Consider the following 22724-nt stretch of genomic DNA (forward strand, 5'->3'; position numbering starts at 1 on the left):
TTAATGGCGGACCAAGCGAATATCGAAATCAAATTGTGCAAAGAAGCTCTCCAGCCGATCCAATTCGTCCGGTGTATAAGAGGGGTCTTGCGCAATGGGGTAGGGCATATCCAGCCGCTCATATTTCTTGCGGCCCAGCTGGTGGTACGGCAGCATGTCAATCCGCAGGATATTTCCCCGCTTTGCCAATTTCTGTACATATTCGATGGCGCCGGTAATGGCATCCCATGAATCGTTATATCCACGGATGAGCGGCATGCGCACAATCACCTTGGCGCCGTAATCAACCAGCCATTCCAGATTGCGGCGAATACCTTCATTGCCGATACCCAGCATCGCCTTATGCTGTTCACTGTTGATTTGCTTGATATCGAACAAAAAGGTATCGGTGACGGGCGCCAGCTGCTGGTAATTGGCCAGCGAGGTGGTGCCCTGGGTCTCGATGGCGGTATTGATCATCATCTTCTTGCATTCGCTAAACAGCGCGACGGCAAAGTCGGTCTGCAGGCTCATCTCGCCGCCGCCGATGGTGACGCCACCGCCGGAGGAGATGTAAAAGTCATAGTCCTGCATGATGATCTCCATCAGCTCGCTGACGGTGACATCCTTGCCCATGATGTCCAGCGCATGCTGGGTGCAGACCTCTTCGCATTTGCGGCAACCGATGCAATCCTTATTGCGATCGACGAAGTGTTTCATGCTGCCGTTCTCTTCGGCCCGGTAATGGACTCCGGCCGGACAGACATTCACGCAGTCACCGCAGTTGATGCATTTGTCGTGCGAAAACATCACCTGAAATTGGCTGCTGAGCCCTTCAGGGTTGGCGCACCAGGGACAGCGAAGGTTGCAGCCCTTGAAAAAAACCAGCGTGCGAATGCCATCGCCGTCATATATCGAATATTTCTGGATATTGAATATGCGGCCGGTTAATTCATTATTTGCGATCACGCTTGCCTCCTCTCCGGATGTGGCAGGTCGCAGTCGCATTATTTGCGACCTGCCATGACGGAGTACTTCCGGTTATTTTTGCGATTAAGAAAGACGGGTTATCAACGCATCGATCAGAACTTCTCAATCACGGTGCGGCTGATGATCTCGTCCTGCACCTCTTTGCACAGCTCGACGAAATAGGCGCTGTAGCCGGCGACGCGCACGATGAGGTCGCGGTACTTCTCCGGCTCCTGCTGCGCCTTTTTCAGCACTTCGTTGTCGACATAGCTGAACTGCATCTGGCCATTGCCGAGGATGGAGGCGGTACGCAGCAGGGTGATGAGGCCATGGCGTCCCTCCTGGGTATCCAGCAGCCCCTTGAGGAACTTGAAGTTATGCACCATGCCGATGTTCATGGTCTCCACGTTCATCTTGCTGACGGACTTGATGATGGCCGTCGGCCCCTGCTTGTCCGCCCCCTGGGTCGGGCTGATGCCGTCGGAGAGCGGCATCCAGGCCAGGCGCCCGTTCGGCGTGGCGTTGGTCAGCTCGCCGATGGGGGTGTTGTTGGAGATGGAGAGGGTGCCGTGGCTCAGGGTGGAGTAGAGCATCTTGTACTTGCGGCACTCTCGCTCGGTCCACTCGGTGATATCCAGCGCGTACTGGTCGACGTAGTTGTCGTCGTTGCCGTACTTGGGCGCATTGAGGCAGTCGCGGCGCAGCGCTTCGAACCCTTCGAAGTTGGCCAGCAGGGCATCGCGAATTTGTTCGAGTGTGTATCTCTGCTCCTCGAACACCAGCTTGCGGATTGCCGCCATGGAGTCGACATAGGTCGCCAGCCCCGAGAAGATGAGGCCTGGACCGTGGTTGACCACGGCGCCACCGGCGGCAACGTCCTTGCCCTTCTCCATGCAGCCTTCCACCAGCAGTGACATCAGCGGTTTCGGCGCCACGTCGCGGTGCACGCGCTGGCTGATCACGGTGCCGATGGCCGACAGGCGAACGATGTGGGCAATCTGCTGTTTGACCGCCGCATCGAACTGTTCGAAGGTGCGCAGCTCGCGCAGGTCGCCGGTATCCAAACCCTGATGGCTGTCGAACAGCACCATCCGTCCCCGGTTGAGCACGAACTCGATGGCGATGGGCCACTGGGTGTAACCGGTGGAGGTCCACTGATAGATGCGCCCCGATTTTTGCGGCTCGACGCAGCCCATCAGGCAGTAGTCGCGGGCGTCTTCAAAGTCGAAGCCCTTGCGCAGCATCATCTTGATGTGGGAGTCGTCGAAGTGGCAGGCCGGGAAGCCCATCCCCGCCTTCACGACGTCGACGATCTTCTCCATGTATTTCTGCGGTGACTGGTTGTGAATGCGGCAGGCCAGCGACGGCTGGTAGACCTTCACGAACCGCACGGCATCCATGATGAGGTAGGTCAGATCGTTGCAGGCATCGCCGCCGCTGCGCTTCTGGCCGCCCACGGTCAGGTTGATGAAGGGCTGATAGCCGGCGAAGTATTTCGCCCCCAGCTCGCTCGACATCCACATCAGCTCGGCACACTTGATGATGAAGGCCTGCATCAGCTCGAGCGCGCTTTCGTGGGTCAGACGACCCTCGCGGATATCCGCTTCGAACATGGGGTAGCAGTACTGGTCGACCCGACCGAGTGACAGACCGGTCTGGTTCTCTTCGATCTCGAACAGCGACTCCACCGTCCAGATGCTCTGCAGCGCTTCTTGCAGGGTCTTGGGCGGGTTGGCCGGCACGTTCTCGTTCACCTCGGCGATGGTCAGCAGCTCGGCGCGGCGCTGGGCATCCTGCTCTTTCACGGCCAGTTCACGGGCATGGGCCGCGATGCGGCGGGCGTAGTTGACCACCCCTTCACAGGTTTCGATCGCTGCCTTGTAGTAGTAGATGCGATCGATGTCGTCCGGGTTCTCCATGCTCAGCTGGTCGAGATGGGCCTGGGCGTCGGCCTTGATGCCGTTCATCCCCTTGGTGAACAGCAGCACGTCGTAGCCCGGGCAGGTGTCGCCACCCCCGTTGATCTGGTGGTAGGAGAGGTCGCTGACGAAGGTCTCGCCGCTGAAGGCCCAGACGCCGGCTTCCCGGTACTGCGCTTCGCAAATCTCGTCCAGCGAGCGACCTTCCCAGAACGGCACTATCTCTTCGCGGATGGTTTTCTTGTCCGCCTCGCTGATTTCAAAGGGATCTTGCGGACGGGTGCTCATGGTATCGAGCTCGTCGCGTACCCAGCGCCAGGCAATGTCCGGCGAGAAGGCGCCGGCGCGCGGTTTGCCGCACGGGTGGCCGACGATCAGCTCGTCGTTCTGGATAAGGATGGGGGCGGTTTCACAGGCGTGACGAAACGCCTTGGCCCGCAGCAAGATGGTCGGCATGCCAGGGTTGGCCTTGACGACCTCGGTAAAGGCCAGTGCCCGGTAGATGGAGACGCTGGGGCGCACGGTCAGATAGTGGTTGCGCAGGCGCTGCAGGCGCGGTGTCAGCCCCTCCATCACCGGCGTATCGGCACAGGCGGCGAACGGGGCGACAGAGACGTGCTGCACTCCGCGAAAGAGGCGAACCGGCAGCTTGAGGGCGCTCAGGTTTTGCTGGGCGCAGAGGAACATCTCGGAGAGCGGGTTGATGCTCGCTTGCTCCAGGCTGGCGCCGTGCAGCAGGGCATCAAACATGGGGTAGCCGTCGATGGCGCAGGTGGCGCGCACTTCGCTCAGCTCTGCCAGCTTGAACCACAGGCACTCGACGATCTCGTACGCCTGCTGCTCGGTCAGCGCGCCGTTGGCGATGTCGCGCTGGAAGTAGGGCAGCAGCGCCTTGTCGGCCCCTTCCGGGTTGACCGCATAGCTGCCGTTGTCGAGTTGGAGCGCCAGCTGGAACAGGTAGAACGACTGGCAGGCCTCTTTGAAGTTGCGTGCCGGGTGGGCCGGTACATGATGCAAAATGGCGGCGCTGTCGCGCAGCTCGGCTTGGCGGAACGGGTTGGTTTCGGCGGCGGCCAGGGTTTCGGCGCTGTTGGCCAGGTTTTGCGCCAGTGCCATCAGGGCGTCGCAGGCATGGATGGCGGCGCGGCAGCCGTTGACCTCGTCCATGCCGCTGCGGCTGACGGCGCTGCCCAGCGCGCGGGTTTTATCTTCCAGCTGCTGCCTGATGGCCAGCACGCCCTTCTCCACCACCAGCTTGTAGTCGGGGGAATCGATGGCGCTGTTCAGATTCAGGAACTGGAAGGTGGACGGGCGCTGCCCGGCACTTTCGTCGTGGAAAATGGCGCCGTGCGGGGTGCGGGTCTGGTTGCCGACAATCAGCTCGTCGGCACTGATGGTCAGCGGCAGCTGGCGCATCAGCTCGTAAAAGCGGCGTGCCGGTTTGACGGCGGCGGGAATGCCCGCGATGTCGCCATCCAGCCCGCTCAGAATCGTGGCGTGTTCGCTGCACAGGGTGCTGGTGTGCGCCAGTAAACGTTCAGCCAGCACGTTGACGCGCGGCGTTAAGCTGTAGTGTGCCATGAGGTAGGTTCTCCAGTTCTTGTTCTTAGTGGCCGGCGGCGAGAGTGCCGCACCATGCCTTGCGATAGAGTTCGGTCAATGCCCGGGCATCCGGTGCGCGCGGGTTGGTCGGGGTACAGTTGTCGCGCAGCGCCTGGCTTACCATCTCCGCCAGCCGCTGGTCGAAATCGGCTGCGAGGAGGCCGGTATCGCCAATGCCGGCCGGCATCTTCATCTCCTCTTTGAGCGCCTGGATGGCCACCAGCAGGCTGTTGACTCCCTCGCGCGGCGTCTGGGCGGGCAGGTCCAGCAGGTGGGCCAGGCGGGCATACTTGTGGGCGGCCTGGGTATCGCACTGCCCGTCGTGGTCGGCGTTCCATGCCACGACCTGCGCCATCAGGAGTGCGTTGGCACGCCCGTGCGGGACGCGGAACACGCCGCCGAGGGCATGGGCCAGGCTGTGGGTGATGCCGAGCGAGGCGTTGGTGAAGGCCATGCCCGCCATGCAGGAGGCGTTGTGCATCTTCTCCCGCGCCAGCAGATCGTGGCCGTCGCGCCAGCAGGCGGGCAGGTAGCGAAAGACCTGCTGCACCACCTTCTCCGCCAATGCGTCGGAAAAGTCGCTGGCCGCCCGGGAGACATAGGCCTCCAGCGCGTGGCACAGCACGTCCATCCCGGTGTCGGCGGTGATGGCGGGCGGTACCGATGCCACTAGCGACGGATCGAGAATGGCGATATCCGGCAGCAATGACGGGTCGACCAGTACCAGCTTCTCGCTGCGGGCCTTGACCACCGAGAAGCTGGTCACTTCCGAGCCGGTGCCGCTGGTGGTCGGGATGGCCACGAAGCAGGGGCGCTCGCGCCCCAGGTTCGGGCGGGTTTGCGCCAGGGCGAACATGACCGCTTTGGCTGCATCAATCACCGAACCGCCACCGAGCGCGATCACCAGATCCGGATAGCAGCTGTCCATGAGCTTCATGCCGCGCACGACCGTGGTGATGTCCGGATCGGCCACTACATCGTCCCAGCTCTGGAGCGGGATGCCGCGCTGGCGCAGGATCTGCGTCACCCGGTCGGCCAGGCCAACTTTCACCATCATCTGATCGGTGACCAGCAGCGCCTGGCGGGCGGGCACTTCGGCCAGGGCGGACAGGGCGTCCTGACCGAAGCGGATCCGGGGTTTCAGCAAAAATTCACTCATTGGGTCATTCACTCCTCAAGCGTCCCGAAACACCTTCTCGACAATGGCGACCACCGACATGGCCTTGTAGCGGTCTCTGTTGAGCGCGAGGTACTCCTCGGCCAGTACGACGTCGTGCATGCCTGCGCCGACGCTGTCGACAGCGACCCAGGAGCGGTCCTTCATCGGTTGCTGCTGATCGTCCAGCTGGGTGATGAGCAGCAGGTTGCTGCCGCGCAGCTCATCGCACTTCTGCGTAGCGACGACATGTCCGGTTACCTTTGCGAGAATCATGGTTTTTATCGCCTTATCTCAATGGGTTACTTGCCAAGGCGCTCAAGCACCTGACGGATGACCCGCTCCACGTTCTGCTCGCTGATCTCACCGCCAGCCTCGGCGCTGGCGCCGGCAAAACGGTCGTCGGCGCTGTGGCTGGCCGGTGCCGAGGCACTGAAGCGGGCATCGTCGAGGATGCTGCAGGGCTGGGGCGCGGCCGGGGCGGCGCTGGCGGGCTGCACTGCAACCGGCTGGATGGGGGCGCGCAGCTCTTCAATGGTGCGCACGCCGTAACCCACCTTGCGGATGTTGAGCAGGTTCATCGGGCCGACGTTGTCGGAGCTGGAACCGCCGCCGACGGCGCCGCAGCCGAGGGTGAGTGCCGGCGTGAGGTTGGTGGTGGCACCGATGCCGCCGAGGGCGGCCGGGGTGTTGATCAGGATCCGGTTGACCGGTTTTTCCAGGCTGAACTGGCGGATCACGTCCTGGTTGCGGGTATGGATCACCAGGGTGTGGCCCAGCCCTTCGTTGGTCAGCAGCTCGACCACCCGATGACAGGCGGCGCGCCACTCCTCTTCCACGTAGAGGCCGAGCACCGGGCAGAGTTTTTCACGGGAGTAGGGGTTGCTGTGGGAGACGGTGGTCTGCTCGGCCACCAGCACGCGGGTGCTGGGGGGGACGCTGAAACCGGCCAGCTGGCTGAGATGGAGCGCCGTCTTGCCCACCACTTTCGGGTTGATGGTGCCGTTCGGGCGCAGCAGCAGGGCGGCCATCTTGGCTGCTTCGTCTTCGTTCATGAAGTAGGCGCCCTGGGCCGCCAGCTCGCGATGAACCTCGTCGTAGATGCAGCGTTCGACGATGATCGACTGTTCGGAGGCGCAGATCACGCCGTTGTCGAAGGTCTTGCTGGTGATGATGTCCTTCACCGCCTGGTGAATGTCGGCGCTGCGCTCGATAAAGGCCGGGCCGTTGCCCGGGCCGCCGCTGATGGTCGGGGTGCCGGAGGCATAGGCCGCGCGCACCATGCCTTCGCCACCGGTTGCCAGGATCAGCGACACGTCCTTGCTGTGCATCAGCTCGGAGGTGGCCTCCAGGGTCAGCTGGGTGACGCCGTCCACGATGCCCGCCGGAGCACCGGCGGCTTCGGCGGCGCGCTTGACGATTTCGATGGCTTTCCAACTGCACTGGCGTGCGCCCGGGTGCGGCGAGAAGATGATGGCATTGCCCGCCTTGAGGGCGATCAGGGTTTTGTAGAAGATGGTGGAGGTCGGGTTGGTGGAGGGTACCAGCGCGCAGATCACGCCCAGCGGCACGCCCACGTCCATCACTTTTTTCACCTGATCGTCATGAATGATCCCGACGGTCTTCATCTCTTTGATGGCATCGTAAACGTGCAGCGAAGCGAACCGGTTTTTCAGCACCTTGTCTTGCCAGTTGCCAAAACCGGTCTCTTCTGCGGCCATTTTCGCCAGCGTTTCGGCATGGCGCGCGGCTTCTTCGGCCACGTTCTTCACGATGGCGTCGATTTTCTGCTGCGAAAAGGTGGCCATAATCACCTGCGCCTGTTTGGCGTTGCGCACCAGTTCTCTCGCGTTCTGGCGGGAGAGCAAATCGGTATCGAGTTCAATCATGAATCTATCCTTCATCAGACTAAAAAAGTGCGGGCGGGGCGTGCCCTCTCAGGTCATGCCTTGTGCTGCGCCGCGATTTTTTCGATGTCGTTGTGCGGGCGTGCGATGACGCGAGAGGTGACCACTTCGCCAATGCGTTTCGCCGCTTCCACGCCGGAATCCACCGCCGCATTGACCGCGCCGACGTCGCCTTTCACCATGGCGGTGACCAGGCCAGAGCCGACGTTCTCATAGCCGATCAGCTCGACGTTGGCGGCCTTGCACATGGCATCTGCCGCTTCGATGCAGGCCACCAGGCCTTTGGTCTCAATCAGACCAAGCGCTTCTTTCATCATGTTCTCTCCCGTTATTCGGCAATTTTGTAGTGGGCGACAATCTTGCTGATGTCGTTGTGCGGGCGGGCGATGACCAGCGAGGTCACCACTTCACCGATGCGCTGTGCGGATTCCACGCCGGAGTCCACCGCGGCTTTCACGGCCCCTACGTCGCCTTTCACCATGGCGGTGACCAGGCCAGAGCCGACGTTCTCATAGCCGATCAGCTCGACGTTGGCGGCTTTGCACATGGCATCCGCCGCTTCAATGCAGGCCACCAGGCCCTTGGTTTCAATCAAACCCAATGCATCACCCATTTGCGATCTCCCGGCCTCAAGCCTTGTGTTTAATGACGATTTTGTTGATGTCGTTGTGCGGACGGGCGATGACCAGCGAGGTCACCACTTCACCGATGCGCTGTGCCGACTCCACGCCGGAATCCACCGCCGCTTTCACCGCGCCGACATCCCCCTTCACCATGACGGTGACCAGGCCGGAGCCGATGTTTTCATAGCTGATCAGCTCCACGTTGGCGGATTTGCACATGGCATCCGCGGCTTCAATGCAGGCCACCAGCCCCTTGGTTTCGATAAGCCCCAATGCATCACCCATGGTGATCTCCTCAGAACAGATTGTGTGGTGTGGTTAAGGAACCCCGTCCGTGTCACGGTGTTGAGCCACGGTTGCGGCGTTCAATCGCCACTATAGGTATTGGCGGCATTTGTGGAATTTGAATCTGTAAAACTGAGATATTTAGTTTGTTATTCTGTATTTGTGATTTTTATAAGCCGTATTTATCTATTTATGCTGCGACCACGAGGCTGTTTTCGCCTTGCATAAGGCCGAATTCAGGCCCGGGAAAAGATCGTTGGTCGATGTTAATGAGTTGTTGGGCAATGGGGGCCGAGAGGTAATTTGGCCGGCTGCTAACTGTGGCGGAGCTCATGTTTTGCCGGCGAGGCTAAATGTAAAAACCGAGCCGGGTGTGACGGGAAGAAGAGATAAAGGCGGTGACGGCGAGTCAGGCGGGGGGAGGTGGCATTGAGAGCGAGGCGCGCGTCATGTGGATGCCGGCGCGAGAGTGGATGGGACGGGCTGGAAAAGTAGCGGGAACCGGTCCTGCCTAGTGATGCGCAAGGGGCGTCTTGTCAGTACGGATGTGCAGTCGGGGGAAGGGGGGGGCAGGCAGCCACCACGGCATTGCCTTCACGGCAAAAGGGCGGGCAGGCCGCATGAGGGCAGAGTTATCAGGGGCTTGCGCGGGTCAGGTTGTGGGGGCTGGGCGATATGTGCGCGTCATCGGCGCTTGGGTCGGGATCGCTGCCGTATTGCCGGGACTAGTTCAGTTCGCTGCCGGATTTGAGGGTGCAGATCCAGAGCGGCGAGTTGATGGAGCTCAGCAGTATGGCCTGCTGATTGAGTCGCTGGGCACTCAGAAACAGCCCATCGTGACTGTCGGACATCTCGCGCATGAAGTAGTCGAAGATGACGTCCGGCGACTGATCGATGGAGGAGGCGCTCGCTTCCCATTTGTTGATGCGGTACTGACGCTCGGTGGCGGAGACCCGGTTGCTGCTGTAGGTAAACGTGACGTAGCGCTGGAGGTAGAGCCAGCCTGCGGCCGAATCGGTATAGCCTTCAACCACCATGGAGCCTTTCCCCTGGCGGCCGAAATTGAAGTGGATGTTGCCGTTGACGTTCTCTTTGTGCATGTCCTCAAAGCGCATGATGCCTTTGGTGGCGCAGCTCATGACGCCATCATTTTGGGTCGGCAGCTGGTAACAGGCATAGAGTGCCGCGGCGAGGAACAGGGTGCAGGAGAAGAGAAAGAAGGGACGCGGCGCAAGTCTCATCACGGCTTCCAGGAGTAGTAGAAATAGTTGTCGCAGTAGCTGAACGGGTTGTCTTCGTGCATGGCGCAGTGGGCAAGAAATACCCGGCCCAGGCCGTTGGTTTCCAGTCTGTCTCCGTAGAAAAACAGAAAACGCTCACCCGGTTTGCAGCTGATGTTCAAACGCTGGCGCACCTGCTCGAAATGCTCACCATAGGTCGTGGCGCTGACCGAGCGCAGCATCTCGTCGCTGGCCAGCAATTCGCACTGGCTGTTGGGGATCCCGGTCAGGGTGACGGGGCGGGGCTCACGGCCATTCAACAGACCGAATGCCACCAGCATGAGGGCAAACGCGAGCATGCAGCCCCCCGCGATGTACCAGCAGATGCCGCGTGAACGGGGGGTGAGGGGAAGTGGCCACTCGGCAGAGTCGAATGCCGGCTCGGCGGTGGCAACCGTGGATGGCGGAGGCACTATTTCAATGGACGGTGCAGGCGCATTTTCAATAGGCTCGATGATGACCTCGGGATTGAGCTGCAAATAACCGCGCGACACCGTGATGATGATATTGTCGATATCGTAGTGACGAAAAGCCTTGCGCAATATGCTCAGGTATTGGTTGAGGTTGCTGTTCGATGAGGTTAATCCGTTATCGTCCCAGACTTTTTTAAGCACTTCCTCCCGGCTGACTATCCCGGTATTTCGCAAGAAAAAATAAAACAGCGCATTGGCGGTGATGGATAATTGGCTGTCCGGCTCAACGCTTTCCCGCTGAGTCAGGGAACCATCGGTCGCGTCATAAATGAAGCGGGCATTGATGTGGTAGCGCATCTCGGCCTCAATCCATCCGCTTCACGTGGGGAGTGTCATATTATGCAGGGTCTTGACCAGCGCCTGACGGTGCTCGGTGCTCATGGTGCGCCCTTCGGTCAATTCCGATAGCCAGATGCCGTCTGCGGCATAACGTACCAAGGTGCCGATATGGCCATTATCCAGCTCATCCCCTTGCGCCAGATGCGCCAGCATCCAGTCACGCCAGCATTGTCGCAGCACCGGTTCATCCGGCATGGCCAGCGAGAGCACCATCAGCTGGCGGCTCTCCTGAGTGTCCGTCAATTCAGGAGCAGAAAGATAGTGCAGGTAAGCACGGGTAAAGCGACCGTAGGCAGTCTTGTCTGCCGCCATCAGCGCTGAGATGGCCTCTTCCATGATGGCCAGCAGACGCGCAAACAGGGCAAAGATCAGCGCCTGCTTGTTGGGGAAGTGGTGCAGCAAGCCCCCCTTGCTCACCCCGGCCTCAAAGGCAACGGCGTTCAACGACAGGGCGGCGATACCGTCCCGGCCGGCAATGGTGGCTGCCGACTCCAGCAGTTGTCGATAAAGACGTACAGGGTCTTTTTTTCTATGTTGGGTTTCGATGTTCATGGCCCAATCATACCGACCAGACGGTATGATCATTCTTGATCGCCATCAATATGAGGAAATGGGGAACGGGAGGAAAAGTCGTTATTGTGTGGTGCTTCACAAATAGCCTTTAAATAAAGATGGAAGAGTCGCTTTAAATATTTAAATTGGATTTGTTTGAGAACTTAATTTGTCAATTAGTCACGACTTGCTTATCTCCTGGTTAAAGTCATTTTCAATGAGAAATAACTATTTTAAGGAGTCGGGATAGGGATTAAGTTGTCATTTGCATACCTCATTGCAGCAAACATTTTCCTGAGGATTTATCTCTTCTTGTTAACCAATTAACGGTTGCTTTTTAGCGGGAAGGTATATATTTCTGCCACCTTTGGTTATGGCAGAAATATAAAAATAAGTGTGCCTGTTGGCGTCACCTTATTTTTCAAGGGGGGCGTCAGCCTCTTGCACCAGCTCGAGGAAGGCGCGCATGGCGGGGGTGATGCTGTGCTGGCGGGTGATGAAGGCGGTATGGCCGATGTCGCGTTGCGGCGTCAGCGGCAGGCAGACCAGATCCGAGAGCTTGCTGGCGGAGCGGGCGAGGCCGGCACTGACGATGGCCCAGCCCAGCCGGTGGCGCACGGCGCTCACCAGGTGAAACAGGGAGTCGGTTTCCAGCACCACGTCAAGCCGGATGCCGGCCCGCTCGGCGGCGCGGTCCAGATACTTGCGAAACTGCATGGTGCGGCTGGGCAGTACCAGCGGCCGCTGCTGCAGTGTGGTCAGGGTCAGCTCGTCGCCGGGGAGGCGCTGATCCGCCTCGTCGCGGTTCATCAGTACCGCCATCTGGTTGTGGCCCTGGGGATAGAGGTGGAAGGCCTGTCTGGCGGCGCCGGTGAGCGGCTCGTCAAACCCCAGCCCGATGTCGCACTGGTGCAGCTCCAGCTGTGACAGCAGGGCTTCGTTGCTGAGCACCGAGAGACGAATGACGATGTCGGGGTAGCGCTGCTTGCAGCGGGCGATGAGTGGCATGATGTCGACATTGGACTGGGGCACGATGCCGATGCGCAGGGTGCCGGAGAGCTCGCCATGAAACAGTGCCAGCTCCTGCTTGAGCGCTTCCTGCTCCAGCAGCATCCGCTCGGCATACTGGCGCACCAGCTCGCCTGCTTCGGTGAGGGCGACGAACTGGCTGGTACGCACCACCAGATCGGTGCCGAGGTTCTTCTCCAGTGCCGTGATGCTGGCTGAGAGGGTCGGCTGGGTGATGTGGCAGGCCTTGGCCGCCCTGGCAAAATGCTGGTGTTTGGCCAGTTCGTGGAAATAGTGCAGCTGCTTGATGTTCATGATCATGCGGGAGACGAGGATGAATCTAAAAATTAATCAATTGAAAAAACTCCGTCAATAGAATAACTCTATTGCCATATAGATTTATTTCATTGGTTTTGCGTCTGCCGCCTCTCTAAACTTGAATGCAGTTTGCATTTTTAGGCCAACCTGCATGCCTGCCTACACGCCCGTCGACATCCCCGTCAATTTGCCTGCCTCGCCCGCACTGGATCATCTGGTGGAGGAGGTAGCCGTCGCCATCAACATCAATGGCATCAACCATGCGGTGATGATGGCGACCCCGGACGATCTCGACGACTTTGCCGTCGGCTTTCTGTTTGGCGAGGGGATCATCCGGCATAACCACGAGGTCCATGACATCCAGATCGCGCCGGCCGAGCAGGGGATGGTGCTGGACATCACCATCGCCAACCGTTCCCTGGCTGCTCTGGCCCGGCACAAACGCCGGCTGACCGGGGCGACAGGTTGCGGCATCTGCGGCGTGGCGGCGGTGGAGCAGGCGCTGCCCGCACTGCCGGTGCTGCCGCTGACGCCGCCGCTGGATGGGGCCTTGCTGGCGGGGCTGCGCCCGCAGATCGCCCTGTGGCAGCTCAAGGGACAGCAACACGGCGCCCTGCATGCGGCGCTGGCGCTGGATGCCGAGGGGCGGATCCTGCATTGCCGGGAAGATATCGGGCGCCACAATGCCCTCGACAAGCTGATCGGCCTGCTGCTGCGTCAACACAGCGCGTGCGACACCCTAGTGGTGACCAGCCGCTGCGGCAGCGAGCTGGTGCAAAAAGCCGCCCGTTTCGGTGCCCGTCACCTCATCTGTCTGGCATCGCCCAGCCAGCTGGCGGTCAGGCTGGCCCTCAAATACAACCTCAACGTCGTTCATATTCCCAAGTTTGATGCCCCGGTCAGCTATTCGAGCTATCGCCCGGCGGATCCCATCGGAGAGTGCCATGAGTCATATTGAAAAGCCCGCCAAAGCCGGCGGTTTTTCGTCCCTGCAATCCACCATGAAACAGGTGCTGCGCAGCCAGAAGACCCGTCAGAACATCAAGAACCTGCTGCGGGTCAACCAGACCGACGGCTTCGACTGCCCGGGCTGTGCCTGGGGGGACAACGACCACGGCACCTTCCAGTTCTGTGAAAACGGCGCCAAGGCGGTGGCCTGGGAATCCACCGGCAAGACGGTGGGGGCCGAGTTCTTCGCCGCCCACTCGGTGCGCCAGCTGGCTACCCAGAGCGACTACTGGCTCGAGTATCAGGGGCGGCTGACCGAGCCGATGCGCTACAACCCGGCGACCGATCACTACGAGCCAACAAGCTGGGACGATGCCTTTGCCCTGATCGCCGATACCCTCAAGGGGCTGAATAGCCCGGACGAGGTGGAGTTCTACACCTCGGGGCGTGCCAGCAACGAGGCTTCTTATCTTTATCAGCTGTTTGGCCGCCTGTTTGGCACCAACAACTTCCCCGACTGCTCCAACATGTGCCACGAGGCGAGCGGGGTGGCGCTGATCCAGTCGGTCGGCATCGGCAAGGGGACTGTGGTGCTGGATGACTTCGACCAGGCCGATGCGGTGTTCGTCTATGGCCAGAATCCGGGTACCAACCACCCGCGCATGATGAATGCCCTGCGCCAGGCGGCGCGCGGCGGCTGCAAGATCGTCAGCTTCAACAACTTGAAAGAGGTGGCGCTGGAGCGTTTTGCCAGCCCGCAGAGCCCGCTCGAGCTGCTGACCCCGGCGGCCACCACCATCAGCCACCAGTACCTGACGCCGAAACTGGGTGGCGACATGGCCGCCATCCGTGGCATGGCCAAGTACATGCTGGAAGAGGCGCCGGAGGCGGTGGATCGCGACTTCATCGCCCGCCACACCCGCCACTTTGCCGAGTACGAGGCGCAGGTGCGTGCCACCGACTGGGCGGCGATCGAGCAGCAGTCCGGCCTGACTCGCGCCGATATCGTGCAGGCAGCCAAGGTCTTTGCCGCAAGCCAGCGCATCATCAGCTGCTGGGCCATGGGGGTGACCCAGCATCTGCACTCGGTCGATACCATCCGCGAAATCGTCAACCTGCATCTGATGCGCGGTCAGATTGGCCAGCCGGGGGCGGGGCTCTGTCCGGTACGGGGCCACAGCAACGTGCAGGGCAACCGCACCATGGGGATCAACGAAAAGCCCACTGCCGCCTTTATCGACCGGCTTGAGCGTCACCTGCAGGTAAGCCTGCCACGGGCCCGCGGTCACAATGTTTACGAAGCGCTCAAGGCGCTGGACGAGGGCAAGAGCAAGGTGCTCATCTGCCTGGGTGGCAACCTGGCGGCAGCGGCGCCCGATACCGACTTCACCTACGGGGCGATGAAAAAAGCCGAGCTCAACGTGCAGATCAGTACCAAGCTCAACCGCAGCCACCTGCAGGTGGGCAAGGCGGCGCTGATCCTGCCCTGCCTTGGTCGTACCGAGCTCGATATCCAGCGCAGCGGCAACCAGAAGATCACGGTAGAGGACACCTTCAGCATGGTGCACGCCTCGACCGGTGCGGCCGAGCCGGTGTCGCCCCTCTGCCTTTCCGAGACTGACATAGTGGCGCGGATGGCTCACGCTACCGTGGGCAGCGAGCGGGTCGACTGGCTGGCCCTGCGCGATGACTATGGCCGCATTCGCGATCTCATCGAGCAGACCATCGCCGGTTTCACCGATTTCAATGCCCGCATCCAGCAGCCGTGCGGTTTTCACCTCGATAACTCCGCGGCGCTACTGACCTGGAATACCGCCAGCGGCAGTGCCGAGTTCCGTGCCAGCACCCTGCCGCAATCGGTGTTGCCGGAGTGTACCCGCCATGCCGAGCAGATGGTGGATCAGCCGGTGTTGCTGCTGCAGAGCCTGCGCTCTCACGATCAGTACAACACCACCATCTACGGCATGGATGACCGCTATCGCGGCATCAAGGGCCAGCGTAACGTGGTGTTCATGAACGAGGCGGATGCTCGCCAGCTTGGTTTTGCCGAAGGGGATCGGGTCGATATGGCGGCCATCTGCAACGACGGGCGCGAGCGCAGCGTGACCGGTTTTGTGGTGGTGATATACCAGATCCCGCGTGGCAACATCGCGGCCTACTATCCGGAAACCAACCCGCTGGTGCCCATCGACAGCATAGGGGCGGGCTCGTTTACCCCCACCTCCAAGTCCATCCCTGTGCTGGTGACAGCCTCCCGTCAACAGGAGAATCTGTTGCTGCTATGAACCGAGAGGTTGGCAGGCTTGAGCCGGTTCAAGCCTGCCAGCCCAATACGGCAGAGCCCGGACATTCTATAAACAACAACGCCGCATAAGACATGCGGCGTTGTTGTTTACGTGATTGGTGCCGGTAAGAGGAGTTGAACCCCCGACCTTCGCATTACGAAGTCAATAAACTCACGTTTAATCCTGTCTTGATAAATCCAACAAACAAATTAATTTACATTAAATTCAATGGGTTAAATACACATCAAATTCACTCTTGTCCAACAACATACAACCCTATACGATGCCAAATGTGGTACCCCATGTGGTACCCCAATACGAGGTTTTAGGATGATTTCTCAAGATCGACAAGTCGCGGCAGCAGAGCTTAAAGAAGGTGCAACCGCAACCCGATTTGCTATCAGCTCTAAACATGGTAACGGGTTATCACTCGAGGTTCGGGCCGGTAAGCAAAAACGCTTCGTGTATAGATTTAGGCTACTTGGCAAGCAACAAACCATGGTCCTTGGACTATACCCTGCGATGGGACTTGCTCAAGCTCGTGAGCGACATTGTGTTGCGGTGGGGCAAGTCAAACAGGGCATCGATCCCCGTCAGGTTGTTGCAGAGGCTAAACAAAAGAACGAACAGATGCTCGTGCTTGATGAACTGTTTGAGCAATGGCTTAGCCACAAAGCCAGCGTAAAACGCCGTGATGGCGTTCGATCAGAGATTAGCCTTCGAACTGTCACTGATTATCGTCGAATTTACCAAACACACTTGCAAAAGGTCCTTGGTAAATATCGAATTTGCGATATCACCATGGCCGTCCTCCACCAACACTATCAGAAGCTACAGAAGGTCTCTCTGGAAGGGCTCCGCAAAGCAATGGGGATAATGAACCAGGTGATGGAGGAGGCTATGCGACGACAGCTTATCGAGATGAGCCCCACGTTGGCACTCAAACCCAAAGTGTACAATGCGACCCCCAATCCACCTCGAGAGCGTTGGCTACCAATCTCTGAATTACGAGCCTTGTGGCATGCATTAGAAGAGGGCGTTGAAGGTGGCGGAGCGTTAACAGCTGGTGGCCGTGGCATTGCTACGACTTCTGTTCTTTCTGGAAGTGTCGCCAATGCAATTAAAATCGTCATATTGAGCGCGGTTCGTCGAGGTGAAGTGATATCGATGCAATGGGCACACTTGGATGGTGATCGCTGGACGATCCCGGAAACCAAAAATGGGCGCCCGCATGTGGTGACCTTGTCACCTTTGGCTCAGGAAATCATTTCAGAGCAGCGAATGATAACCTCCTCTACCAGTCCATATGTGTTCGAATCGACGACGAAGCTGGGTCATGCCATCACTGGTGACGCACTTATGCGCGCCCTTGACCGGCTACAGAAGCGTAAGCTGGCTGAACTTGAGCCTTTTAGCGTACACGACCTGCGGCGCAGTGTTGCAAACTGCTGTGGAATTGAACTTGGTGCAGGACCTCTAGAGATAGAGCATATGCTGAACCACCAGATCAGTGACAAACTCCTGCGAACTTATCAGGCGGGTGCTTTACGTAACCCTGAAAAACTGAGAAGTTTATTTCTTCGGTGGGGGGATATTGTGAAACATCAAATAGCCCAACATGAAGTAGAAAAATCACCTGATGTTATGGGGAACGTAATCCAAGGGACATTCGGTAAACGCTGAGTTTTCAGCTCAATCAGACCTAAGAAGGAAACGGCCGATGGCCGCTTCCTTCTATGAGCCTGTTTAGCCTGATATGCTACGCAGCCACCTGATGGGCATACAGCTGATGCGGCGTCTTCCCTGGCCATTAGCCTTGCCTGTCAGGTGGTCTGCTGCAGGTGATCCTGATAGACCTTCTGCCACTTGGTATACTCCGCCTTATTACCTCTGGCCTGCCAGAAAGCACAGATGCTCTCGGCCAATTCTGCGGCCATAGCGTGATCTCCATCACGACGGCAAATCAGATACTGGGCCAACCATTTTTGGTACTACTGCATTTTCAATCTGTTCTCTATGTTTAGAGCTCCAAGACTCATTGCAACAAGGCGGCCATTTCTTTCATGCCATTGGCTTGCTGGTTGGTCAATTTAATACTTTCCTTCACGCTATCATCCACCTTGGGCAAGGTGGCACGCTCGCCGGGTTCAAGATATTTGGCTTGGCGATGCAGTTGATAATTGGCATCACTGTTCACTTGTTCCTTCAGTTGCTGACTTTCTTTCGCAACCTCTGCTTGTTCACTACGAATGGCCTCTTTAGGCAACTGCATGGCATAGAGGTAGCATCGCTCCAATCCATTGGCCTCGATGGGTTGAACTGCGACAGGTAACAGGGACTGAGCCAGTACACGCGCATCGGCTTGCAAGAATGCATCAAATTGGGCTGGCTTATCTTTATCGATGCTTGAGTGAGCCACTTGCTTGATTTTTTTAGCCTGCTGTTCGAAATGAGAGGGTGTACCGTGGTCTTGGCAAAGGCGGTCATATAAGCGATCACCTAAATAGCGAGCATAGTTTGTTGAGCTATGCTCTGGCGCGTCAATGGCTTTTCTATCAGGATTATCAAGGTCAGCACGGCTATATTGCCTAGTGACTAACTCATATGCTTTCTGAGCATTCGCGCCAATTAAGGAAGGCGCAAGTAGCGTTTTAATCTGGATATTTTTTCTGTGCTTGCTGGCATAAGCCGCAAACTGCCCTCTGCTTTCGTAGCCAGTACCACTATCTAAATAAGGTGTATTTCCTGTATCATAATTCATGCTGAAAGCAGCAAAGTGAATTATTTTCCCGTGATGCTGATAGTCTTGATTATCGAGATGACGGCGAACTTCGGGTGAATATTTCGCAGGGGTAGGATATGGCAATAGCGCGGTGCTAAGAGCCAACAACATGCGCATGCTAAAGGATGTTTTGAATAATGTCATTAGAGCTGACCTGAGTCATGCGACAGATCATTACCGAATATTCCAGGTTCGTAGCGACGAGGGCTGTCATTAATTGGGTCACGGAGCCTGTAAACAGAAAGGCCACACCGTGAGGGCATGGCCTTGTCTATTTAGATGAGGAAGTCATCCAGCTGACGACCTTGCTCGAGCTGCTCAGCCAGGAACTTGGGGGTTCGGCCCTGACCGGTCCAGGTTTTCTCTACGCCATTCTCAACGTAACGGTATTTCGGGGGCCGAGGTGCTCGTTTAGCTTTCGTGTCGATTGCTGCAAGCAGTTCGGCCGGTTCAATCCCTGCCTTTTCCATCAGCGCTTGGAACTCAGCCAGCTTTTGCTCATGTGCTGTCGGCATCGTTTGCCCCTGCTGCATCGAGTTGATAACCCACCCTTTTTGTGCCCCTTTACCAAAGGTACGAATTTTTTTGCCACTTGATAGCGTAGTATCTGCATACGCCAGCACATCTTGAATAAACAAGTCGTTAATATCATTAAGCATTTTTTGTTTATTGGTAGCCGGTTGAAGGTTAATGCGGCTTCGTGTGCCTCGATACGAGAACACATCTCCATTTTTAACCTTCGCCCGCCACATCTCACCAATTGATTCCATGATATTAAAATGTTTATCCCAGTTTTCTTTTAAAAATAAAATAACATGAAGGTAGTGCCCCCTGATGGAGCAGTAATCCATCTTCCATATATAACCATCAATGTATTTCATTATGGGGTTTTTAGCACCATTTCGAAACACTGCATTTCTGCCGGTACGTAGCATCATTAGCCTGTAGTCATTTACCTGAGAGGGTGTTTTCAATCTCAATTTCAACGCCTTTTCAAACTTAATGTCATACTCATCATCAAACGGGCAATTGAACCCAAGGCAAAAGCGTATGGCATGAGCGCTACCATTTTTCATGATGGCATTAGCGTGCTCCATCACTGAATTCACGTTCTCCTGCACATTAAATAGCCGTTTACTGGTTGCTTTTTTATAGGCTGGTTGATTGAATATCAAATTGAATCGGTTAACGAATGCAGTAATCAAATCTATCGAAAAGTAATTTTCAAAGTCACAGCTGTTTGTTATATCTATTTTGTTTGCATTAACAGTGTTGATGAAAAGCGACACCGCTGGGTGCACATTGAAGTGTTGCAAAAAATCATCATGTCCCAAAATGGCGCTCACATTCATTTTCAACAAATGCCTTATTCTCTCCTTTATATTTCTTTTTTGTGCCTTGGTGAATACACGCCGTTGATTTACATTTTCTATTTGCACGTTACTTTGAATATCTGAGTTCAAATCTTCCAGACTGTTGTATGTCTCGAGTCGGCGACCAATCCGAGGGGGTGTGTGAAAATTAAATTCTCTGATAGAGGAGATAAAGCACAGAATGTCATATATGCAAAGAAATGTATCATAGTCGACTGTCAAAAATTTTTTGTCACTGTACACTGCATCAGATGATTTGTTTTCCGCTATAAATATATCTATCTCGGCATTGTTACCTGCACTCAATCCTTTTTCACCTAATCCCTCTCGTAAAAATGCACCATGTATGTTTGTCCTTGTTCGCTTGGCGGCGGCAATCCATGCATTATTGCAATCATATATTGCATAGGGTCTCGATATATTGGGCTCACTTTTTTTCTCATTCTTTTTTTTGGGGCTTCTTCTGCGCGAGGGTTTTAAGTGTGCTTTAGGGGATGCTACTTCTCCCTCATTGGATGAGCTGCCCGCGGAGGGTGAATTACTGGATGTAAGCTTATCATCTTTATTCTCTGACTTTCTAACGCTAACTCTTCGTTGGTTTTTTGCCACTTCTCCAATTTCGCGCGCCAACTTACTTTTTACTTTTTTAGCCATCTCTTCACCGCCACTCAAACAGACAATATCAAAATAATTAAAGTGCAGGATAGCGCATTACTTCAAGGTAAGTCACGCTTGTTTGACATTATTTCAATCAGCATCACATGCAAGAGTCTTAGGTATCTTTTGGTATAACGTGATTGCAGTTGACAGGTTGTGTGTAATGGTCGTTTTACATGGTGTGCGCCACCGAATGGCTATCAAAAAGCCCACTCAAAACCTACATGATGTGGTACGTGAAGCAATGCCTGACATGCCTACAGCTGACCTTAATAAGGTAGGGGGTATGCCTCCATGCAATGCTAAATAGTTGCTGGCTACAATGTAATTTTTTCATTGGGCTCTCACCCGCTAGAGCTAATCATGTGTTTTTTAACTGGCCCGCTCTTCTGATGAAACAACCCACTACATCATCAGGAGTACACCATGAACAACACCATCAAAGTCCTGCGCATCAAAGACCTCACCAACAAGATTGGCATGGCCAGGTCTACTATCTATGACTGGCTTAATCCCAAGTCTCCTCGTTATGACGAGACCTTCCCTAAACCCTTCAAGATAGGGCAGTCCTCTATTGGCTGGTTTGAGCACGATGTTGATAGCTGGCTTATTCGTAAAAGCCAGTCTTGAATACATTTTTTCCATCCCTAGTGAGCTCCATAACTTCCAGTGTTATAAATCATGCCTTGATAGGCTCATGGGTTAGGGAAATAGCCATTCCTTCTTATATATGTTTTGGGTGTTTTCGTAGGTAAGGCATGCGTATCACGTTTAGGTATATTTATTATTTAATATCACTACCATTCATTAAACATCACTTCTATTCAATACTATTCCTACGCTATGTACAGCCACCCATATACAACCAATAACCATTACCACTATCGCATACCATTACACCACTCCCATGTGGTGGTCATGCTACCACCAACATAGTTAGCCAATACCACTCCACCAATCGCCCCTATATACGCGTGTGTCTATCACACAGCGTAGGGTTACTCTTGCCTAAGCGAGGCCAGCATGTTTAACTCAGTCAGACTATTAGATATCCTATCCATAACAGACCTGTTCCAAAATACAACGCTTCCTATTGTCAGGGCTGTTGATTCAGCCCCTGGTAAGTCACGCATCACTTGCATTGACCGTAGGCAATCAACCAAACTCTTTAATGCGTTGGATACCGTATGTGATTATTTTTATTGTCATGAGGAGGTATCGTCAGCGCATCCAACGGTAGCGCTATTCCTAACGCATATGCGAGAGGTTTATGGATTGCACCTCATCCATGAGAGATCTCTCGATAGTGATGTCGGTGACGAATTAGCCAGGGATATCAATAACGCGCTGTATGCGTTTCTAAGAGAGCTCAAGAGTAAGGCGCACCGTAAGCGCCTCAATAACCTCAAACGCGTTCAGAGCCGCAATCAGTGCAGTATAGCGACGTATGTTAATAGCCTATTCGACCAGCATGCCAAGCTATTAGTCATCCGATTGGATATCGGCTATCACGAAGACTACTACGACCAGCTCACGTTAGACCTCGTGACGAATGACCGGAATTGTTACCTTCGTCGCATACAGAATAAATATCCTGCATTGGTGGGGTATATCTGGAAACTGGAGTACGGGGTTGATAGACGTTTTCATACCCACATTACGTTCATTTTTAATGGGGCTGTACACCAACGAGATATCTCGCTGAGTAGAGCGATAGGGGGGCTGTGGGAGGATATAACCGACAATAACGGGATCTATTACAACTGCCAGGTCAGGCGGGAGGAATATCAGAGATGGGGTACTGATGGGATTGGGATGGTGCACTACAGCGATACAGTCAAGCGTATACACCTGATTAATGCGCTGAGTTATCTGACCAAGCTGGATACGCAAATACTGGCAATATTGCCAGCCGGTCGTCGGACCTTCGGGCGTATGGAGAGACCATCACGCCAACCTCGCCTTGGCAGGCCAAGGAGAGAGGAGGAGAGTCGATAGTTTTAAGGGATATTCTGTCCTTCTTTTTGTCGTGGTCAAGTTGGTTGGTATGGAAAGGACACATTATACGCTTTAGGACGCTGGGCCTTGTCAACGGTGTGATAGATTTGATCACTTGCTGGTAGACAATGCAGAGTAGCAGGCTTACTGCTTAACCAATGTATGGTCGAACTAGGGGGCTAACGCGATAGTCCTCACCTGTTTTTCTTGATCAGCCAGCTCCTGTACGAGCGCACTAACCAGTGCCTTTTCCTCGACCCGAATTTCTTCC

At 56.0% G+C, this 22724-nt stretch carries 19 protein-coding genes; 5 read left to right on the top strand and 14 right to left on the bottom strand.

The features are described from left to right. From cutD to OKC29_RS12210, 12 genes are all read right to left on the bottom strand, one after another. Positions 1–948: a choline TMA-lyase-activating enzyme gene (cutD, locus tag OKC29_RS12155; RefSeq protein ID WP_025202015.1), complete on the bottom strand. Its 948-nt coding sequence runs from the start codon at positions 946–948 to the stop codon at positions 1–3. Between the two features lie 113 nt (positions 949–1061). Then, on the bottom strand, positions 1062–4448 hold the full coding sequence (gene cutC / locus OKC29_RS12160; protein ID WP_182859646.1) for a choline trimethylamine-lyase: 3387 nt from the start codon (positions 4446–4448) through the stop codon (positions 1062–1064). A 25-nt stretch (positions 4449–4473) separates the two neighbouring features. Beyond that, positions 4474–5628, bottom strand: a complete 1155-nt coding sequence (locus OKC29_RS12165; RefSeq protein ID WP_073349437.1) for a 1-propanol dehydrogenase PduQ — start codon at positions 5626–5628, stop codon at positions 4474–4476. A gap of 15 nt (positions 5629–5643) precedes the next feature. Beyond that, positions 5644–5901 carry a EutN/CcmL family microcompartment protein gene (locus OKC29_RS12170; RefSeq protein ID WP_010634663.1) on the bottom strand — a complete coding sequence of 86 codons (258 nt, stop codon included), beginning with the start codon at positions 5899–5901 and terminating at the stop codon, positions 5644–5646. A gap of 26 nt (positions 5902–5927) precedes the next feature. Continuing rightward, a complete protein-coding gene (locus OKC29_RS12175) occupies positions 5928–7514 on the bottom strand; it encodes an acetaldehyde dehydrogenase (acetylating) (protein WP_123785008.1) in 1587 nt (528 codons plus the stop codon). A gap of 53 nt (positions 7515–7567) precedes the next feature. Next, complete coding sequence (locus OKC29_RS12180; protein WP_017408466.1) at positions 7568–7849, bottom strand: BMC domain-containing protein; 282 nt, start codon at positions 7847–7849, stop codon at positions 7568–7570. Between the two features lie 11 nt (positions 7850–7860). After that, on the bottom strand, positions 7861–8145 hold the full coding sequence (locus OKC29_RS12185) for a BMC domain-containing protein (protein WP_011705244.1): 285 nt from the start codon (positions 8143–8145) through the stop codon (positions 7861–7863). Between the two features lie 16 nt (positions 8146–8161). After that, positions 8162–8440, bottom strand: coding sequence for a BMC domain-containing protein (locus tag OKC29_RS12190; RefSeq protein WP_010634659.1), 279 nt, complete (start codon positions 8438–8440; stop codon positions 8162–8164). A 725-nt stretch (positions 8441–9165) separates the two neighbouring features. Further along, entirely contained in the window at positions 9166–9681 is a 516-nt protein-coding gene (locus tag OKC29_RS12195) for a FidL-like protein (protein ID WP_060388850.1), read from the bottom strand. Beyond that, a complete protein-coding gene (locus tag OKC29_RS12200; protein WP_073349440.1) occupies positions 9681–10490 on the bottom strand; it encodes a winged helix-turn-helix domain-containing protein in 810 nt (269 codons plus the stop codon). The genes OKC29_RS12195 and OKC29_RS12200 overlap by 1 nt, the downstream gene beginning before the upstream one ends. A 21-nt stretch (positions 10491–10511) precedes the next feature. Further along, on the bottom strand, positions 10512–11084 hold the full coding sequence (locus OKC29_RS12205) for a TetR/AcrR family transcriptional regulator (protein WP_016350031.1): 573 nt from the start codon (positions 11082–11084) through the stop codon (positions 10512–10514). 414 nt (positions 11085–11498) lie between these two features. Continuing rightward, positions 11499–12413 carry a LysR family transcriptional regulator gene (locus OKC29_RS12210; RefSeq protein WP_073349444.1) on the bottom strand — a complete coding sequence of 305 codons (915 nt, stop codon included), beginning with the start codon at positions 12411–12413 and terminating at the stop codon, positions 11499–11501. Positions 12414–12561: 148 nt separating this feature from the next. On the opposite strand from OKC29_RS12210, the gene fdhD reads away from it, so the two are divergent. The 3 genes from fdhD (at position 12562) to OKC29_RS12225 (ending at position 17326) form a co-directional block, all read left to right on the top strand. Next, complete coding sequence (fdhD, locus tag OKC29_RS12215; protein ID WP_162275639.1) at positions 12562–13368, top strand: formate dehydrogenase accessory sulfurtransferase FdhD; 807 nt, start codon at positions 12562–12564, stop codon at positions 13366–13368. Next, a complete protein-coding gene (locus OKC29_RS12220) occupies positions 13355–15643 on the top strand; it encodes an FdhF/YdeP family oxidoreductase (protein WP_073349448.1) in 2289 nt (762 codons plus the stop codon). Before fdhD ends, OKC29_RS12220 begins: the two co-directional genes overlap by 14 nt. 330 nt (positions 15644–15973) lie before the next feature. After that, complete coding sequence (locus OKC29_RS12225) at positions 15974–17326, top strand: tyrosine-type recombinase/integrase (RefSeq protein WP_139434724.1); 1353 nt, start codon at positions 15974–15976, stop codon at positions 17324–17326. A gap of 352 nt (positions 17327–17678) precedes the next feature. On the opposite strand, the gene OKC29_RS12230 is transcribed toward OKC29_RS12225, so the two are convergent. Continuing rightward, positions 17679–18569 (bottom strand): hypothetical protein, encoded by an 891-nt coding sequence (locus OKC29_RS12230; RefSeq protein WP_182859644.1) that lies wholly within the window; start codon positions 18567–18569, stop codon positions 17679–17681. Between the two features lie 131 nt (positions 18570–18700). Beyond that, positions 18701–20452, bottom strand: coding sequence for an H-NS histone family protein (locus OKC29_RS23055; protein ID WP_406568678.1), 1752 nt, complete (start codon positions 20450–20452; stop codon positions 18701–18703). 429 nt (positions 20453–20881) lie between these two features. On the opposite strand from OKC29_RS23055, the gene OKC29_RS12240 reads away from it, so the two are divergent. Next, entirely contained in the window at positions 20882–21085 is a 204-nt protein-coding gene (locus OKC29_RS12240; RefSeq protein WP_059296207.1) for a helix-turn-helix transcriptional regulator, read from the top strand. Positions 21086–21712: 627 nt separating this feature from the next. Then, a complete protein-coding gene (locus OKC29_RS12245) occupies positions 21713–22453 on the top strand; it encodes a YagK/YfjJ domain-containing protein (protein ID WP_182859903.1) in 741 nt (246 codons plus the stop codon). Positions 22454–22724: the final 271 nt, after the last annotated feature.

The organism is Aeromonas sp. QDB34 (genome assembly GCF_027705405.1).
Taxonomy (GTDB): Bacteria; Pseudomonadota; Gammaproteobacteria; order Enterobacterales; family Aeromonadaceae; genus Aeromonas; species Aeromonas hydrophila.

Excerpts from the sequence above, each read along its gene's own strand:
- OKC29_RS12205 (WP_016350031.1), bottom strand. The coding sequence starts at position 11,084 with ATGAACATCGAAACCCAACATAGAAAAAAAGACCCTGTACGTCTTTAT.
- OKC29_RS12245 (WP_182859903.1), top strand. The coding sequence starts at position 21,713 with ATGCGAGAGGTTTATGGATTGCACCTCATCCATGAGAGATCTCTCGAT.
- cutC (WP_182859646.1), bottom strand. The coding sequence starts at position 4,448 with ATGGCACACTACAGCTTAACGCCGCGCGTCAACGTGCTGGCTGAACGT.
- OKC29_RS12190 (WP_010634659.1), bottom strand. The coding sequence starts at position 8,440 with ATGGGTGATGCATTGGGGCTTATCGAAACCAAGGGGCTGGTGGCCTGC.
- OKC29_RS12195 (WP_060388850.1), bottom strand. The coding sequence starts at position 9,681 with ATGAGACTTGCGCCGCGTCCCTTCTTTCTCTTCTCCTGCACCCTGTTC.
- OKC29_RS12200 (WP_073349440.1), bottom strand. The coding sequence starts at position 10,490 with ATGCGCTACCACATCAATGCCCGCTTCATTTATGACGCGACCGATGGT.
- OKC29_RS12220 (WP_073349448.1), top strand. The coding sequence starts at position 13,355 with ATGAGTCATATTGAAAAGCCCGCCAAAGCCGGCGGTTTTTCGTCCCTG.
- OKC29_RS12230 (WP_182859644.1), bottom strand. The coding sequence starts at position 18,569 with ATGACATTATTCAAAACATCCTTTAGCATGCGCATGTTGTTGGCTCTT.
- OKC29_RS12180 (WP_017408466.1), bottom strand. The coding sequence starts at position 7,849 with ATGATGAAAGAAGCGCTTGGTCTGATTGAGACCAAAGGCCTGGTGGCC.
- OKC29_RS23055 (WP_406568678.1), bottom strand. The coding sequence starts at position 20,452 with ATGGCTAAAAAAGTAAAAAGTAAGTTGGCGCGCGAAATTGGAGAAGTG.
- OKC29_RS12225 (WP_139434724.1), top strand. The coding sequence starts at position 15,974 with ATGATTTCTCAAGATCGACAAGTCGCGGCAGCAGAGCTTAAAGAAGGT.
- OKC29_RS12240 (WP_059296207.1), top strand. The coding sequence starts at position 20,882 with ATGAACAACACCATCAAAGTCCTGCGCATCAAAGACCTCACCAACAAG.
- OKC29_RS12165 (WP_073349437.1), bottom strand. The coding sequence starts at position 5,628 with ATGAGTGAATTTTTGCTGAAACCCCGGATCCGCTTCGGTCAGGACGCC.
- OKC29_RS12175 (WP_123785008.1), bottom strand. The coding sequence starts at position 7,514 with ATGATTGAACTCGATACCGATTTGCTCTCCCGCCAGAACGCGAGAGAA.
- OKC29_RS12185 (WP_011705244.1), bottom strand. The coding sequence starts at position 8,145 with ATGGGTGATGCATTGGGTTTGATTGAAACCAAGGGCCTGGTGGCCTGC.
- OKC29_RS12170 (WP_010634663.1), bottom strand. The coding sequence starts at position 5,901 with ATGATTCTCGCAAAGGTAACCGGACATGTCGTCGCTACGCAGAAGTGC.
- OKC29_RS12210 (WP_073349444.1), bottom strand. The coding sequence starts at position 12,413 with ATGATCATGAACATCAAGCAGCTGCACTATTTCCACGAACTGGCCAAA.
- fdhD (WP_162275639.1), top strand. The coding sequence starts at position 12,562 with ATGCCTGCCTACACGCCCGTCGACATCCCCGTCAATTTGCCTGCCTCG.